This window comes from Staphylococcus sp. T93, assembly GCF_016743875.1.
Lineage (GTDB): Bacteria > Bacillota > Bacilli > Staphylococcales > Staphylococcaceae > Staphylococcus > Staphylococcus aureus.
Window position 1 is genome coordinate 1 of record NZ_CP068247.1, and the last position, 15935, is coordinate 15935.

Annotated in this window: 5 protein-coding genes, 1 tRNA gene and 6 rRNA genes; 10 read left to right on the top strand and 2 right to left on the bottom strand. The window is 42.4% G+C overall.

Annotated elements, in window-relative coordinates; translation table 11 throughout:
• The first annotated feature begins 102 nt into the window (after nucleotides 1–102).
• From JG553_RS00005 to rrf (JG553_RS00035), 7 genes are all read left to right on the top strand, one after another.
• Nucleotides 103–1654, top strand: a 16S ribosomal RNA gene (locus tag JG553_RS00005).
• A gap of 94 nt (nucleotides 1655–1748) precedes the next feature.
• Nucleotides 1749–1825, top strand: a tRNA-Ile gene (locus JG553_RS00010).
• A gap of 290 nt (nucleotides 1826–2115) precedes the next feature.
• Nucleotides 2116–5036, top strand: a 23S ribosomal RNA gene (locus tag JG553_RS00015).
• A 72-nt stretch (nucleotides 5037–5108) separates the two neighbouring features.
• Nucleotides 5109–5223: ribosomal RNA gene (gene rrf / locus JG553_RS00020) — 5S ribosomal RNA — on the top strand.
• Nucleotides 5224–5435: 212 nt separating this feature from the next.
• Nucleotides 5436–6989: ribosomal RNA gene (locus JG553_RS00025) — 16S ribosomal RNA — on the top strand.
• Nucleotides 6990–7293: 304 nt separating this feature from the next.
• Nucleotides 7294–10228 (top strand): 23S ribosomal RNA (locus tag JG553_RS00030).
• 72 nt (nucleotides 10229–10300) lie between these two features.
• Nucleotides 10301–10415, top strand: a 5S ribosomal RNA gene (gene rrf, locus JG553_RS00035).
• The 16S, 23S and 5S rRNA genes sit together here with 1 tRNA gene alongside, the layout of an rRNA operon.
• A 524-nt stretch (nucleotides 10416–10939) precedes the next feature.
• Here the strand turns inward: rrf (JG553_RS00035) and pdxR are convergent.
• Nucleotides 10940–12322: a MocR-like pyridoxine biosynthesis transcription factor PdxR gene (gene pdxR, locus JG553_RS00040; RefSeq protein ID WP_000799248.1), complete on the bottom strand. Its 1383-nt coding sequence runs from the start codon at nucleotides 12320–12322 to the stop codon at nucleotides 10940–10942.
• A gap of 103 nt (nucleotides 12323–12425) precedes the next feature.
• Between pdxR and pdxS the strand changes: the two genes are divergently transcribed.
• Together pdxS and pdxT are read left to right on the top strand one after the other, a co-directional pair.
• Entirely contained in the window at nucleotides 12426–13313 is an 888-nt protein-coding gene (pdxS, locus tag JG553_RS00045; RefSeq protein WP_000034728.1) for a pyridoxal 5'-phosphate synthase lyase subunit PdxS, read from the top strand.
• Between the two features lie 3 nt (nucleotides 13314–13316).
• Entirely contained in the window at nucleotides 13317–13877 is a 561-nt protein-coding gene (pdxT, locus tag JG553_RS00050; protein ID WP_000690439.1) for a pyridoxal 5'-phosphate synthase glutaminase subunit PdxT, read from the top strand.
• A 207-nt stretch (nucleotides 13878–14084) separates the two neighbouring features.
• Here pdxT and JG553_RS00055 read toward each other — a convergent pair whose 3' ends face one another.
• Nucleotides 14085–15299: a NupC/NupG family nucleoside CNT transporter gene (locus JG553_RS00055; RefSeq protein ID WP_000547794.1), complete on the bottom strand. Its 1215-nt coding sequence runs from the start codon at nucleotides 15297–15299 to the stop codon at nucleotides 14085–14087.
• Nucleotides 15300–15456: 157 nt separating this feature from the next.
• Between JG553_RS00055 and JG553_RS00060 the strand changes: the two genes are divergently transcribed.
• Nucleotides 15457–15918, top strand: coding sequence for a CtsR family transcriptional regulator (locus tag JG553_RS00060; RefSeq protein ID WP_000551762.1), 462 nt, complete (start codon nucleotides 15457–15459; stop codon nucleotides 15916–15918).
• Nucleotides 15919–15935 lie beyond the last annotated feature (17 nt).

Here is a 15935-nt window from a genome sequence, read left to right on the forward strand (position 1 = left end):
ATTGAAAACTGAATGACAATATGTCAACGTTAATTCCAAAAAAACGTAACTATAAGTTACAAACATTATTTAGTATTTATGAGCTAATCAAACATCATAATTTTTATGGAGAGTTTGATCCTGGCTCAGGATGAACGCTGGCGGCGTGCCTAATACATGCAAGTCGAGCGAACGGACGAGAAGCTTGCTTCTCTGATGTTAGCGGCGGACGGGTGAGTAACACGTGGATAACCTACCTATAAGACTGGGATAACTTCGGGAAACCGGAGCTAATACCGGATAATATTTTGAACCGCATGGTTCAAAAGTGAAAAGACGGTCTTGCTGTCACTTATAGATGGATCCGCGCTGCATTAGCTAGTTGGTAAGGTAACGGCTTACCAAGGCAACGATGCATAGCCGACCTGAGAGGGTGATCGGCCACACTGGAACTGAGACACGGTCCAGACTCCTACGGGAGGCAGCAGTAGGGAATCTTCCGCAATGGGCGAAAGCCTGACGGAGCAACGCCGCGTGAGTGATGAAGGTCTTCGGATCGTAAAACTCTGTTATTAGGGAAGAACATATGTGTAAGTAACTGTGCACATCTTGACGGTACCTAATCAGAAAGCCACGGCTAACTACGTGCCAGCAGCCGCGGTAATACGTAGGTGGCAAGCGTTATCCGGAATTATTGGGCGTAAAGCGCGCGTAGGCGGTTTTTAAGTCTGATGTGAAAGCCCACGGCTCAACCGTGGAGGGTCATTGGAAACTGGAAAACTTGAGTGCAGAAGAGGAAAGTGGAATTCCATGTGTAGCGGTGAAATGCGCAGAGATATGGAGGAACACCAGTGGCGAAGGCGACTTTCTGGTCTGTAACTGACGCTGATGTGCGAAAGCGTGGGGATCAAACAGGATTAGATACCCTGGTAGTCCACGCCGTAAACGATGAGTGCTAAGTGTTAGGGGGTTTCCGCCCCTTAGTGCTGCAGCTAACGCATTAAGCACTCCGCCTGGGGAGTACGACCGCAAGGTTGAAACTCAAAGGAATTGACGGGGACCCGCACAAGCGGTGGAGCATGTGGTTTAATTCGAAGCAACGCGAAGAACCTTACCAAATCTTGACATCCTTTGACAACTCTAGAGATAGAGCCTTCCCCTTCGGGGACAAAGTGACAGGTGGTGCATGGTTGTCGTCAGCTCGTGTCGTGAGATGTTGGGTTAAGTCCCGCAACGAGCGCAACCCTTAAGCTTAGTTGCCATCATTAAGTTGGGCACTCTAAGTTGACTGCCGGTGACAAACCGGAGGAAGGTGGGGATGACGTCAAATCATCATGCCCCTTTATGATTTGGGCTACACACGTGCTACAATGGACAATACAAAGGGCAGCGAAACCGCGAGGTCAAGCAAATCCCATAAAGTTGTTCTCAGTTCGGATTGTAGTCTGCAACTCGACTACATGAAGCTGGAATCGCTAGTAATCGTAGATCAGCATGCTACGGTGAATACGTTCCCGGGTCTTGTACACACCGCCCGTCACACCACGAGAGTTTGTAACACCCGAAGCCGGTGGAGTAACCTTTTAGGAGCTAGCCGTCGAAGGTGGGACAAATGATTGGGGTGAAGTCGTAACAAGGTAGCCGTATCGGAAGGTGCGGCTGGATCACCTCCTTTCTAAGGATATATTCGGAACATCTTCTTCAGAAGATGCGGAATAACGTGACATATTGTATTCAGTTTTGAATGTTTATTTAACATTCAAAAAAATGGGCCTATAGCTCAGCTGGTTAGAGCGCACGCCTGATAAGCGTGAGGTCGGTGGTTCGAGTCCACTTAGGCCCACCATTATTTGTACATTGAAAACTAGATAAGTAAGTAAAATATAGATTTTACCAAGCAAAACCGAGTGAATAAAGAGTTTTAAATAAGCTTGAATTCATAAGAAATAATCGCTAGTGTTCGAAAGAACACTCACAAGATTAATAACGCGTTTAAATCTTTTTATAAAAGAAAACGTTTAGCAGACAATGAGTTAAATTATTTTAAAGCAGAGTTTACTTATGTAAATGAGCATTTAAAATAATGAAAACGAAGCCGTATGTGAGCGTTTGACTTATAAAAATGGTGGAAACATAGATTAAGTTATTAAGGGCGCACGGTGGATGCCTTGGCACTAGAAGCCGATGAAGGACGTTACTAACGACGATATGCTTTGGGGAGCTGTAAGTAAGCTTTGATCCAGAGATTTCCGAATGGGGAAACCCAGCATGAGTTATGTCATGTTATCGATATGTGAATACATAGCATATCAGAAGGCACACCCGGAGAACTGAAACATCTTAGTACCCGGAGGAAGAGAAAGAAAATTCGATTCCCTTAGTAGCGGCGAGCGAAACGGGAAGAGCCCAAACCAACAAGCTTGCTTGTTGGGGTTGTAGGACACTCTATACGGAGTTACAAAGGACGACATTAGACGAATCATCTGGAAAGATGAATCAAAGAAGGTAATAATCCTGTAGTCGAAAATGTTGTCTCTCTTGAGTGGATCCTGAGTACGACGGAGCACGTGAAATTCCGTCGGAATCTGGGAGGACCATCTCCTAAGGCTAAATACTCTCTAGTGACCGATAGTGAACCAGTACCGTGAGGGAAAGGTGAAAAGCACCCCGGAAGGGGAGTGAAATAGAACCTGAAACCGTGTGCTTACAAGTAGTCAGAGCCCGTTAATGGGTGATGGCGTGCCTTTTGTAGAATGAACCGGCGAGTTACGATTTGATGCAAGGTTAAGCAGTAAATGTGGAGCCGTAGCGAAAGCGAGTCTGAATAGGGCGTTTAGTATTTGGTCGTAGACCCGAAACCAGGTGATCTACCCTTGGTCAGGTTGAAGTTCAGGTAACACTGAATGGAGGACCGAACCGACTTACGTTGAAAAGTGAGCGGATGAACTGAGGGTAGCGGAGAAATTCCAATCGAACCTGGAGATAGCTGGTTCTCTCCGAAATAGCTTTAGGGCTAGCCTCAAGTGATGATTATTGGAGGTAGAGCACTGTTTGGACGAGGGGCCCCTCTCGGGTTACCGAATTCAGACAAACTCCGAATGCCAATTAATTTAACTTGGGAGTCAGAACATGGGTGATAAGGTCCGTGTTCGAAAGGGAAACAGCCCAGACCACCAGCTAAGGTCCCAAAATATATGTTAAGTGGAAAAGGATGTGGCGTTGCCCAGACAACTAGGATGTTGGCTTAGAAGCAGCCATCATTTAAAGAGTGCGTAATAGCTCACTAGTCGAGTGACACTGCGCCGAAAATGTACCGGGGCTAAACATATTACCGAAGCTGTGGATTGTCCTTTGGACAATGGTAGGAGAGCGTTCTAAGGGCGTTGAAGCATGATCGTAAGGACATGTGGAGCGCTTAGAAGTGAGAATGCCGGTGTGAGTAGCGAAAGACGGGTGAGAATCCCGTCCACCGATTGACTAAGGTTTCCAGAGGAAGGCTCGTCCGCTCTGGGTTAGTCGGGTCCTAAGCTGAGGCCGACAGGCGTAGGCGATGGATAACAGGTTGATATTCCTGTACCACCTATAATCGTTTTAATCGATGGGGGGACGCAGTAGGATAGGCGAAGCGTGTGATTGGATTGCACGTCTAAGCAGTAAGGCTGAGTATTAGGCAAATCCGGTACTCGTTAAGGCTGAGCTGTGATGGGGAGAAGACATTGTGTCTTCGAGTCGTTGATTTCACACTGCCGAGAAAGCCTCTAGATAGAAAATAGGTGCCCGTACCGCAAACCGACACAGGTAGTCAAGATGAGAATTCTAAGGTGAGCGAGCGAACTCTCGTTAAGGAACTCGGCAAAATGACCCCGTAACTTCGGGAGAAGGGGTGCTCTTTAGGGTTAACGCCCAGAAGAGCCGCAGTGAATAGGCCCAAGCGACTGTTTATCAAAAACACAGGTCTCTGCTAAACCGTAAGGTGATGTATAGGGGCTGACGCCTGCCCGGTGCTGGAAGGTTAAGAGGAGTGGTTAGCTTCTGCGAAGCTACGAATCGAAGCCCCAGTAAACGGCGGCCGTAACTATAACGGTCCTAAGGTAGCGAAATTCCTTGTCGGGTAAGTTCCGACCCGCACGAAAGGCGTAACGATTTGGGCACTGTCTCAACGAGAGACTCGGTGAAATCATAGTACCTGTGAAGATGCAGGTTACCCGCGACAGGACGGAAAGACCCCGTGGAGCTTTACTGTAGCCTGATATTGAAATTCGGCACAGCTTGTACAGGATAGGTAGGAGCCTTTGAAACGTGAGCGCTAGCTTACGTGGAGGCGCTGGTGGGATACTACCCTAGCTGTGTTGGCTTCTAACCCGCACCACTTATCGTGGTGGGAGACAGTGTCAGGCGGGCAGTTTGACTGGGGCGGTCGCCTCCTAAAAGGTAACGGAGGCGCTCAAAGGTTCCCTCAGAATGGTTGGAAATCATTCATAGAGTGTAAAGGCATAAGGGAGCTTGACTGCGAGACCTACAAGTCGAGCAGGGTCGAAAGACGGACTTAGTGATCCGGTGGTTCCGCATGGAAGGGCCATCGCTCAACGGATAAAAGCTACCCCGGGGATAACAGGCTTATCTCCCCCAAGAGTTCACATCGACGGGGAGGTTTGGCACCTCGATGTCGGCTCATCGCATCCTGGGGCTGTAGTCGGTCCCAAGGGTTGGGCTGTTCGCCCATTAAAGCGGTACGCGAGCTGGGTTCAGAACGTCGTGAGACAGTTCGGTCCCTATCCGTCGTGGGCGTAGGAAATTTGAGAGGAGCTGTCCTTAGTACGAGAGGACCGGGATGGACATACCTCTGGTGTACCAGTTGTCGTGCCAACGGCATAGCTGGGTAGCTATGTGTGGACGGGATAAGTGCTGAAAGCATCTAAGCATGAAGCCCCCCTCAAGATGAGATTTCCCAACTTCGGTTATAAGATCCCTCAAAGATGATGAGGTTAATAGGTTCGAGGTGGAAGCATGGTGACATGTGGAGCTGACGAATACTAATCGATCGAAGACTTAATCAAAATAAATGTTTTGCGAAGCAAAATCACTTTTACTTACTATCTAGTTTTGAATGTATAAATTACATTCATATGTCTGGTGACTATAGCAAGGAGGTCACACCTGTTCCCATGCCGAACACAGAAGTTAAGCTCCTTAGCGTCGATGGTAGTCGAACTTACGTTCCGCTAGAGTAGAACGTTGCCAGGCAGTTTTTTAATCAAATTTTGGTTAAAAAATAAAATGGACAAGATAAAAAAAGTTATTGACTTAAATGTTAATAAAATGTATAATTAATTCTTGTCGGTAAGAAAAATGAACATTGAAAACTGAATGACAATATGTCAACGTTAATTCCAAAAAACGTAACTATAAGTTACAAACATTATTTAGTATTTATGAGCTAATCAAACATCATAATTTTTATGGAGAGTTTGATCCTGGCTCAGGATGAACGCTGGCGGCGTGCCTAATACATGCAAGTCGAGCGAACGGACGAGAAGCTTGCTTCTCTGATGTTAGCGGCGGACGGGTGAGTAACACGTGGATAACCTACCTATAAGACTGGGATAACTTCGGGAAACCGGAGCTAATACCGGATAATATTTTGAACCGCATGGTTCAAAAGTGAAAGACGGTCTTGCTGTCACTTATAGATGGATCCGCGCTGCATTAGCTAGTTGGTAAGGTAACGGCTTACCAAGGCAACGATGCATAGCCGACCTGAGAGGGTGATCGGCCACACTGGAACTGAGACACGGTCCAGACTCCTACGGGAGGCAGCAGTAGGGAATCTTCCGCAATGGGCGAAAGCCTGACGGAGCAACGCCGCGTGAGTGATGAAGGTCTTCGGATCGTAAAACTCTGTTATTAGGGAAGAACATATGTGTAAGTAACTGTGCACATCTTGACGGTACCTAATCAGAAAGCCACGGCTAACTACGTGCCAGCAGCCGCGGTAATACGTAGGTGGCAAGCGTTATCCGGAATTATTGGGCGTAAAGCGCGCGTAGGCGGTTTTTTAAGTCTGATGTGAAAGCCCACGGCTCAACCGTGGAGGGTCATTGGAAACTGGAAAACTTGAGTGCAGAAGAGGAAAGTGGAATTCCATGTGTAGCGGTGAAATGCGCAGAGATATGGAGGAACACCAGTGGCGAAGGCGACTTTCTGGTCTGTAACTGACGCTGATGTGCGAAAGCGTGGGGATCAAACAGGATTAGATACCCTGGTAGTCCACGCCGTAAACGATGAGTGCTAAGTGTTAGGGGGTTTCCGCCCCCTTAGTGCTGCAGCTAACGCATTAAGCACTCCGCCTGGGGAGTACGACCGCAAGGTTGAAACTCAAAGGAATTGACGGGGACCCGCACAAGCGGTGGAGCATGTGGTTTAATTCGAAGCAACGCGAAGAACCTTACCAAATCTTGACATCCTTTGACAACTCTAGAGATAGAGCCTTCCCCTTCGGGGGACAAAGTGACAGGTGGTGCATGGTTGTCGTCAGCTCGTGTCGTGAGATGTTGGGTTAAGTCCCGCAACGAGCGCAACCCTTAAGCTTAGTTGCCATCATTAAGTTGGGCACTCTAAGTTGACTGCCGGTGACAAACCGGAGGAAGGTGGGGATGACGTCAAATCATCATGCCCCCTTATGATTTGGGCTACACACGTGCTACAATGGACAATACAAAGGGCAGCGAAACCGCGAGGTCAAGCAAATCCCATAAAGTTGTTCTCAGTTCGGATTGTAGTCTGCAACTCGACTACATGAAGCTGGAATCGCTAGTAATCGTAGATCAGCATGCTACGGTGAATACGTTCCCGGGTCTTGTACACACCGCCCGTCACACCACGAGAGTTTGTAACACCCGAAGCCGGTGGAGTAACCTTTTAGGAGCTAGCCGTCGAAGGTGGGACAAATGATTGGGGTGAAGTCGTAACAAGGTAGCCGTATCGGAAGGTGCGGCTGGATCACCTCCTTTCTAAGGATATATTCGGAACATCTTCTTCAGAAGATGCGGAATAATGTGACATATTGTATTCAGTTTTGAATGTTTATTTAACATTCAAATATTTTTTGGTTAAAGTGATATTGCTTATGCGAGCGCTTGACTAAAAAGAAATTGTACATTGAAAACTAGATAAGTAAGTAAAATATAGATTTTACCAAGCAAAACCGAGTGAATAAAGAGTTTTAAATAAGCTTGAATTCATAAGAAATAATCGCTAGTGTTCGAAAGAACACTCACAAGATTAATAACGCGTTTCCTGTAGGATGGAAACATAGATTAAGTTATTAAGGGCGCACGGTGGATGCCTTGGCACTAGAAGCCGATGAAGGACGTTACTAACGACGATATGCTTTGGGGAGCTGTAAGTAAGCTTTGATCCAGAGATTTCCGAATGGGGAAACCCAGCATGAGTTATGTCATGTTATCGATATGTGAATACATAGCATATCAGAAGGCACACCCGGAGAACTGAAACATCTTAGTACCCGGAGGAAGAGAAAGAAAATTCGATTCCCTTAGTAGCGGCGAGCGAAACGGGAAGAGCCCAAACCAACAAGCTTGCTTGTTGGGGTTGTAGGACACTCTATACGGAGTTACAAAGGACGACATTAGACGAATCATCTGGAAAGATGAATCAAAGAAGGTAATAATCCTGTAGTCGAAAAATGTTGTCTCTCTTGAGTGGATCCTGAGTACGACGGAGCACGTGAAATTCCGTCGGAATCTGGGAGGACCATCTCCTAAGGCTAAATACTCTCTAGTGACCGATAGTGAACCAGTACCGTGAGGGAAAGGTGAAAAGCACCCCGGAAGGGGAGTGAAATAGAACCTGAAACCGTGTGCTTACAAGTAGTCAGAGCCCGTTAATGGGTGATGGCGTGCCTTTTGTAGAATGAACCGGCGAGTTACGATTTGATGCAAGGTTAAGCAGTAAATGTGGAGCCGTAGCGAAAGCGAGTCTGAATAGGGCGTTTAGTATTTGGTCGTAGACCCGAAACCAGGTGATCTACCCTTGGTCAGGTTGAAGTTCAGGTAACACTGAATGGAGGACCGAACCGACTTACGTTGAAAAAGTGAGCGGATGAACTGAGGGTAGCGGAGAAATTCCAATCGAACCTGGAGATAGCTGGTTCTCTCCGAAATAGCTTTAGGGCTAGCCTCAAGTGATGATTATTGGAGGTAGAGCACTGTTTGGACGAGGGGCCCCTCTCGGGTTACCGAATTCAGACAAACTCCGAATGCCAATTAATTTAACTTGGGAGTCAGAACATGGGTGATAAGGTCCGTGTTCGAAAGGGAAACAGCCCAGACCACCAGCTAAGGTCCCCAAAATATATGTTAAGTGGAAAAAGGATGTGGCGTTGCCCAGACAACTAGGATGTTGGCTTAGAAGCAGCCATCATTTAAAAGAGTGCGTAATAGCTCACTAGTCGAGTGACACTGCGCCGAAAATGTACCGGGGCTAAACATATTACCGAAGCTGTGGATTGTCCTTTGGACAATGGTAGGAGAGCGTTCTAAGGGCGTTGAAGCATGATCGTAAGGACATGTGGAGCGCTTAGAAGTGAGAATGCCGGTGTGAGTAGCGAAAGACGGGTGAGAATCCCGTCCACCGATTGACTAAGGTTTCCAGAGGAAGGCTCGTCCGCTCTGGGTTAGTCGGGTCCTAAGCTGAGGCCGACAGGCGTAGGCGATGGATAACAGGTTGATATTCCTGTACCACCTATAATCGTTTTAATCGATGGGGGGACGCAGTAGGATAGGCGAAGCGTGCGATTGGATTGCACGTCTAAGCAGTAAGGCTGAGTATTAGGCAAATCCGGTACTCGTTAAGGCTGAGCTGTGATGGGGAGAAGACATTGTGTCTTCGAGTCGTTGATTTCACACTGCCGAGAAAAAGCCTCTAGATAGAAAAATAGGTGCCCGTACCGCAAACCGACACAGGTAGTCAAGATGAGAATTCTAAGGTGAGCGAGCGAACTCTCGTTAAGGAACTCGGCAAAAATGACCCCGTAACTTCGGGAGAAGGGGTGCTCTTTAGGGTTAACGCCCAGAAGAGCCGCAGTGAATAGGCCCAAGCGACTGTTTATCAAAAAAACACAGGTCTCTGCTAAACCGTAAGGTGATGTATAGGGGCTGACGCCTGCCCGGTGCTGGAAGGTTAAGAGGAGTGGTTAGCTTCTGCGAAGCTACGAATCGAAGCCCCAGTAAACGGCGGCCGTAACTATAACGGTCCTAAGGTAGCGAAATTCCTTGTCGGGTAAGTTCCGACCCGCACGAAAGGCGTAACGATTTGGGCACTGTCTCAACGAGAGACTCGGTGAAATCATAGTACCTGTGAAGATGCAGGTTACCCGCGACAGGACGGAAAGACCCCGTGGAGCTTTACTGTAGCCTGATATTGAAATTCGGCACAGCTTGTACAGGATAGGTAGGAGCCTTTGAAACGTGAGCGCTAGCTTACGTGGAGGCGCTGGTGGGATACTACCCTAGCTGTGTTGGCTTTTCTAACCCGCACCACTTATCGTGGTGGGAGACAGTGTCAGGCGGGCAGTTTGACTGGGGCGGTCGCCTCCTAAAAAGGTAACGGAGGCGCTCAAAGGTTCCCTCAGAATGGTTGGAAATCATTCATAGAGTGTAAAGGCATAAGGGAGCTTGACTGCGAGACCTACAAGTCGAGCAGGGTCGAAAGACGGACTTAGTGATCCGGTGGTTCCGCATGGAAGGGCCATCGCTCAACGGATAAAAAGCTACCCCGGGGATAACAGGCTTATCTCCCCAAGAGTTCACATCGACGGGGAGGTTTGGCACCTCGATGTCGGCTCATCGCATCCTGGGGCTGTAGTCGGTCCCAAGGGTTGGGCTGTTCGCCCATTAAAGCGGTACGCGAGCTGGGTTCAGAACGTCGTGAGACAGTTCGGTCCCTATCCGTCGTGGGCGTAGGAAATTTGAGAGGAGCTGTCCTTAGTACGAGAGGACCCGGGATGGACATACCTCTGGTGTACCAGTTGTCGTGCCAACGGCATAGCTGGGTAGCTATGTGTGGACGGGATAAGTGCTGAAAGCATCTAAGCATGAAGCCCCCTCAAGATGAGATTTCCCAACTTCGGTTATAAGATCCCTCAAAGATGATGAGGTTAATAGGTTCGAGGTGGAAGCATGGTGACATGTGGAGCTGACGAATACTAATCGATCGAAGACTTAATCAAAATAAATGTTTTGCGAAGCAAAATCACTTTTACTTACTATCTAGTTTTGAATGTATAAATTACATTCATATGTCTGGTGACTATAGCAAGGAGGTCACACCTGTTCCCATGCCGAACACAGAAGTTAAGCTCCTTAGCGTCGATGGTAGTCGAACTTACGTTCCGCTAGAGTAGAACGTTGCCAGGCAAAAAATGGATGCGATGAGCCGCATTGAGACCGCAAGGTCTCTTTTTTTTATGTCTAAAACGTCAAAATAAAAAGCAAACACAAAGAAAAATGGCTTGGCGAAGTGAAAACGTTTGAATCTGACGAAACGAGAAAAGAACGCAACGAGTTTAGTAGAGCTAAATGAGTAAGTGAGAGCCGAAGGAGAGGAAAGAAGCAAGCGATTGTCACAAGTCAAGAAAGGTTCTTAGCGAGGATGGTAGCCAACTTACGTTCCGCTAGAGTAGAACTGGAAATGATAATTTAATAATGTACACTTTCGATTGTCTAAGTATGTACAACTTTAATTTTGTGTTTATATAAATTTAAAATGATATCATCGAAAACAAAATATTGTATAAATAGAGAAGAGCAGTAAGACGGTATCTAATTGAAAATGATCTTACTGCTCTTTTATATACTTTATTGAAATACAAAAAGGAAATTAATTATTATACAATAGACAAGCTATTGCATAAGTAACACTAACTTTTATCAAAGAAGTGTTACTTTATAATTAATGATTTTATTAGAGCGTCTACATGCGGTTTTAAAGCATCATCGTCTATACCGCCAAAGCCTAATATAAATTTAGGGGTTTTCTTATAGTCTTGATCATCATCAAAATTATAAACTTGTAATTTTAACTTTACTTTGTTTGCTCTATCAAGACACTCTTGTAATGTTAATCCATTTTTTACTGTAATTGTAAAATGCATACCCGTTTCAGCACCTTGAATATCAAGCTGCTCTTTGTAAGGTTTCAATCTTTTTAAAATATAGGTTAGTTTTCTACGATAAATTCGTCTCATTTTATTTAAATGCCTTTCAAAACCACCGGAAGATATAAACGTTGCAATAAGGTTTTGCATATGAACAGGTACAGTGTTGCCTTCAATGTGATTTTGAGAATGATATTTTTTCATTATAGAATAGGGTAACACCATATATGCAACTCGACAGCTAGGAAAAATAGACTTTGAAAATGTACTGATATAAATCACTTTTTCTCCTCTTGAATATAGACCTTGAATTGCTGGAATGGGTTTGCCGAAATATCTAAACTCGGAATCATAATCATCTTCTATAATAAATCGTTCTTCTTTTTCTTGAGCCCATTGTATTAATTGAGTTCGTTTTTTTAAGTCCATCACATATCCAGTTGGAAATTGATGGGAAGGCGTTATATATACTATATTTTTTTGTGATTTAATAACTTCATCTACGTTTATTCCATTATCTTCAACTTCAATTTGTTCATATTCAACTTGTTTTTTATCTAAAATATTTTTGATTGGTGGATAACTAGGTTTTTCGATAATAAATGTTGAAGTATAAAGTAAATCGACTAATTGATTTACTAATTGTTCGGTAGATGAGCCAATTATAATTTGATTAGGATCACAAATTACGCCACGATTAGTAAATAAATAAAATGCCAGTTGAAACCGCAAATGTAATTCTCCTTGAAAATGTCCTCTACGTAATTGATTTAAATGATTTGTATCATAAAGATCTTTGGAATACTTTCTGAAAAGTTCTATAGGGAAATGTTTCGTATCTATTTCATCCAAATTAAAAGCATAATCATAAGCTTCATCACTCGCTTTTGGTTTATATGAATCATCATCAAAAAGAGAGGGGATAGGTTGATTGTTTAAAATTGTTAAAGATTCAATTTCGGACACAAAATATCCAGAGCGAGGTCTTGAATAAATGTAACCTTCGTCTAATAGAAGTTGATATGCATGCTCTACGGTTGTTTGGCTAATAGATAAATGTTTGCTTAATTGTCTTTTAGAATAAAATTTATCGCCTTCTTTAAATTGACCTTCAATTATTTGTTTTTTTAATTTTTCATAAAGTTGATGGTATAAAGTGTTTTTCAATTTTATAACTGACCTCCTAAATTTATCTTATTTTGTACCTTTTTAAATATCAGTTTATACATTACAATGTATTTAATCAACTTGAAAAGGGGTTTTATGTATAATGAGTAAAATTATTGGATCAGACAGAGTCAAAAGAGGTATGGCTGAAATGCAAAAAGGCGGCGTTATTATGGATGTCGTTAATGCTGAGCAAGCAAGAATTGCAGAAGAAGCTGGCGCGGTAGCAGTTATGGCATTAGAACGAGTACCTTCTGATATTAGAGCTGCTGGTGGTGTTGCACGTATGGCAAACCCTAAAATTGTAGAAGAAGTAATGAATGCTGTTTCTATTCCAGTCATGGCTAAAGCACGTATTGGTCATATCACTGAAGCAAGAGTATTAGAGGCGATGGGTGTTGACTATATTGATGAATCAGAAGTGTTAACACCAGCAGATGAGGAATATCACTTAAGAAAAGATCAATTTACAGTACCATTTGTATGTGGATGTCGTAATTTAGGTGAAGCTGCGCGTAGAATTGGTGAAGGTGCTGCTATGTTACGTACTAAAGGTGAACCAGGTACAGGTAATATTGTTGAAGCTGTAAGACATATGAGACAAGTTAATTCAGAAGTTAGTCGATTGACTGTAATGAATGATGATGAGATTATGACTTTTGCGAAAGATATCGGTGCGCCTTATGAAATTTTAAAACAAATTAAAGACAATGGTCGTTTACCGGTAGTTAACTTTGCAGCTGGTGGCGTTGCGACTCCTCAAGATGCTGCTTTAATGATGGAATTAGGTGCTGACGGTGTATTCGTTGGATCAGGTATTTTTAAATCAGAAGATCCAGAAAAATTTGCTAAAGCAATTGTTCAAGCAACAACACATTACCAAGACTATGAACTAATTGGAAGATTAGCAAGTGAACTTGGCACTGCTATGAAAGGTTTAGATATCAATCAATTATCATTAGAAGAACGTATGCAAGAGCGTGGTTGGTAAGATATGAAAATAGGTGTATTAGCATTACAAGGTGCAGTACGTGAACATATTAGACATATTGAATTAAGTGGTCATGAAGGTATTGCAGTTAAAAAAGTTGAACAATTAGAAGAAATCGAGGGCTTAATATTACCTGGTGGCGAGTCTACAACGTTACGTCGATTAATGAATTTATATGGATTTAAAGAGGCTTTACAAAATTCAACTTTACCTATGTTTGGTACATGCGCAGGATTAATAGTTCTAGCGCAAGATATAGTTGGTGAAGAAGGATACCTTAACAAGTTGAATATTACTGTACAACGAAACTCATTCGGTAGACAAGTTGACAGCTTTGAAACAGAATTAGATATTAAAGGTATCGCTACAGATATTGAAGGTGTCTTTATAAGAGCCCCACATATTGAAAAAGTAGGTCAAGGCGTAGATATCCTATGTAAGGTTAATGAGAAAATTGTAGCTGTTCAGCAAGGTAAATATTTAGGCGTATCATTCCATCCTGAATTAACAGATGACTATAGAGTAACTGATTACTTTATTAATCATATTGTAAAAAAAGCATAGCTTAATGTATGCTAAATCAACGAATTATTGATATTTATAGATTTGTTGAGAAGAAAATATCTCCTTCAAACTTAGCTTTGGAGGAGTTATTTTTTATGTCAAAATTAAAAATGATAAAAAATAAAGCTATACATAAGAAAAAAACCCTTCAAAGAGACTGAGAATAGTCAAAATTTTGAAGGGGTTAATTCGATGTTGATGTATTTGTTAAATAAAGAATCCAGCGATTGCAGCTGAAATGAAAGATACTAGTGTTGCACCGAATAATAATTTCAAACCAAAGCGGGCAACTGTATCTCCTTTTTTGTCATTAAGTGATTTAATCGCACCTGAAATAATACCGATAGAGCTAAAGTTAGCAAATGATACTAAGAATACAGATGTAACACCTTTTGCGTGTTCAGATAAATCACTAAGTTTACCAAGTGCTTGCATTGCTACAAATTCGTTAGATAATAGTTTTGTCGCCATAACTGAACCGGCTTGAACTGCATCTTGCCATGGCACACCGACTAAGAATGCAAATGGTGCAAAGACAAAACCAATTAATGTTTGGAAATCCCAAGAAATAGCGCCACCTGAAACTGTACTAAAGATATTGCTTACAATTCCATTTAATAGAGCGATAATGGCAATGTATCCGATTAACATTGCGCCTACAATGACAGCTACTTTAAATCCATCTAAAATATATTCTCCTAGCATTTCGAAGAATGATTGTTGTCTTTCTTCAGTTTCTTCAACTAATAATTTGTCATCTTCTTCATTAACTTTATAAGGGTTAATAATTGAAGCGATGATGAAACCACCAAATAAGTTTAAGACAACAGCCGTTACAACATATTTAGGTTCAATTAAGGTAAAGTATGCACCGATAATTGAAGCAGAAACAGTCGACATTGCTGAAGCTGTTAATGTGTATAAACGTTGCTTAGGTATGTATGGTAATTGTTTTTTAATTGAAATAAATACTTCAGATTGTCCCAAAATTGCTGCAGCAACTGCATTGTATGATTCTAAACGTCCCATACCATTAATTTTAGAAATTAAGAATCCTAAAACATTAATGATTAAAGGTAAAATCTTTGTGTATTGAAGGATACCGATAATCGCTGAAATAAATACGATAGGTAATAATACACTGAAGAAGAATGGTGGTTGCTTAGGATCGATATATTGAATACCACCGAATACAAAGTTAACACCATCTGCTGCTTTTAATAATAAGTAGTTAAAACCGTTTGAAATACCACCAATAACCTTGATTCCCATTGTAGTTTTAAGCAAGATAAATGCAAAGATAAGCTGAATTGCAAGTAAAATTCCTACATATTTCCAGCGAATATTTTTCCTGTCTGAGCTAAATAGAAACGCAAGTGCTAAAAAGAAGATAATTCCGATAATCCCAATTAGAATATGCATATATTTCTCATTCCTTTAGTTTTTTCTACAATCTATCATACAATAAAATGGAAGGGCTAACATCATAAATTTTTGAAAATATAAAAACAAATTAATTGAAAAAGGTCAAAATAGGTCATATAATATAGTCAAAGAAGGTCAAAAAGGGGTGATATACATGCACAATATGTCTGACATCATAGAACAATACATCAAACGTTTATTTGAAGAGTCGAATGAAGATGTCGTTGAAATTCAGAGAGCGAATATCGCACAGCGTTTTGATTGCGTACCATCACAATTAAATTATGTAATCAAAACACGATTCACTAATGAACATGGTTATGAAATCGAAAGTAAACGTGGTGGTGGTGGTTACATCCGAATCACTAAAATTGAAAATAAAGATGCAACAGGTTATATTAATCATTTGCTTCAGCTGATTGGACCTTCTATTTCTCAACAACAAGCTTATTATATTATTGATGGGCTTTTAGATAAAATGTTAATAAATGAACGTGAAGCTAAAATGATTCAAGCAGTTATTGATAGAGAAACGCTATCAATGGATATGGTTTCTAGAGATATTATTAGAGCAAATATTTTAAAACGTTTGTTACCAGTTATAAATTATTACTAAATGAAATGAGGTGTTGA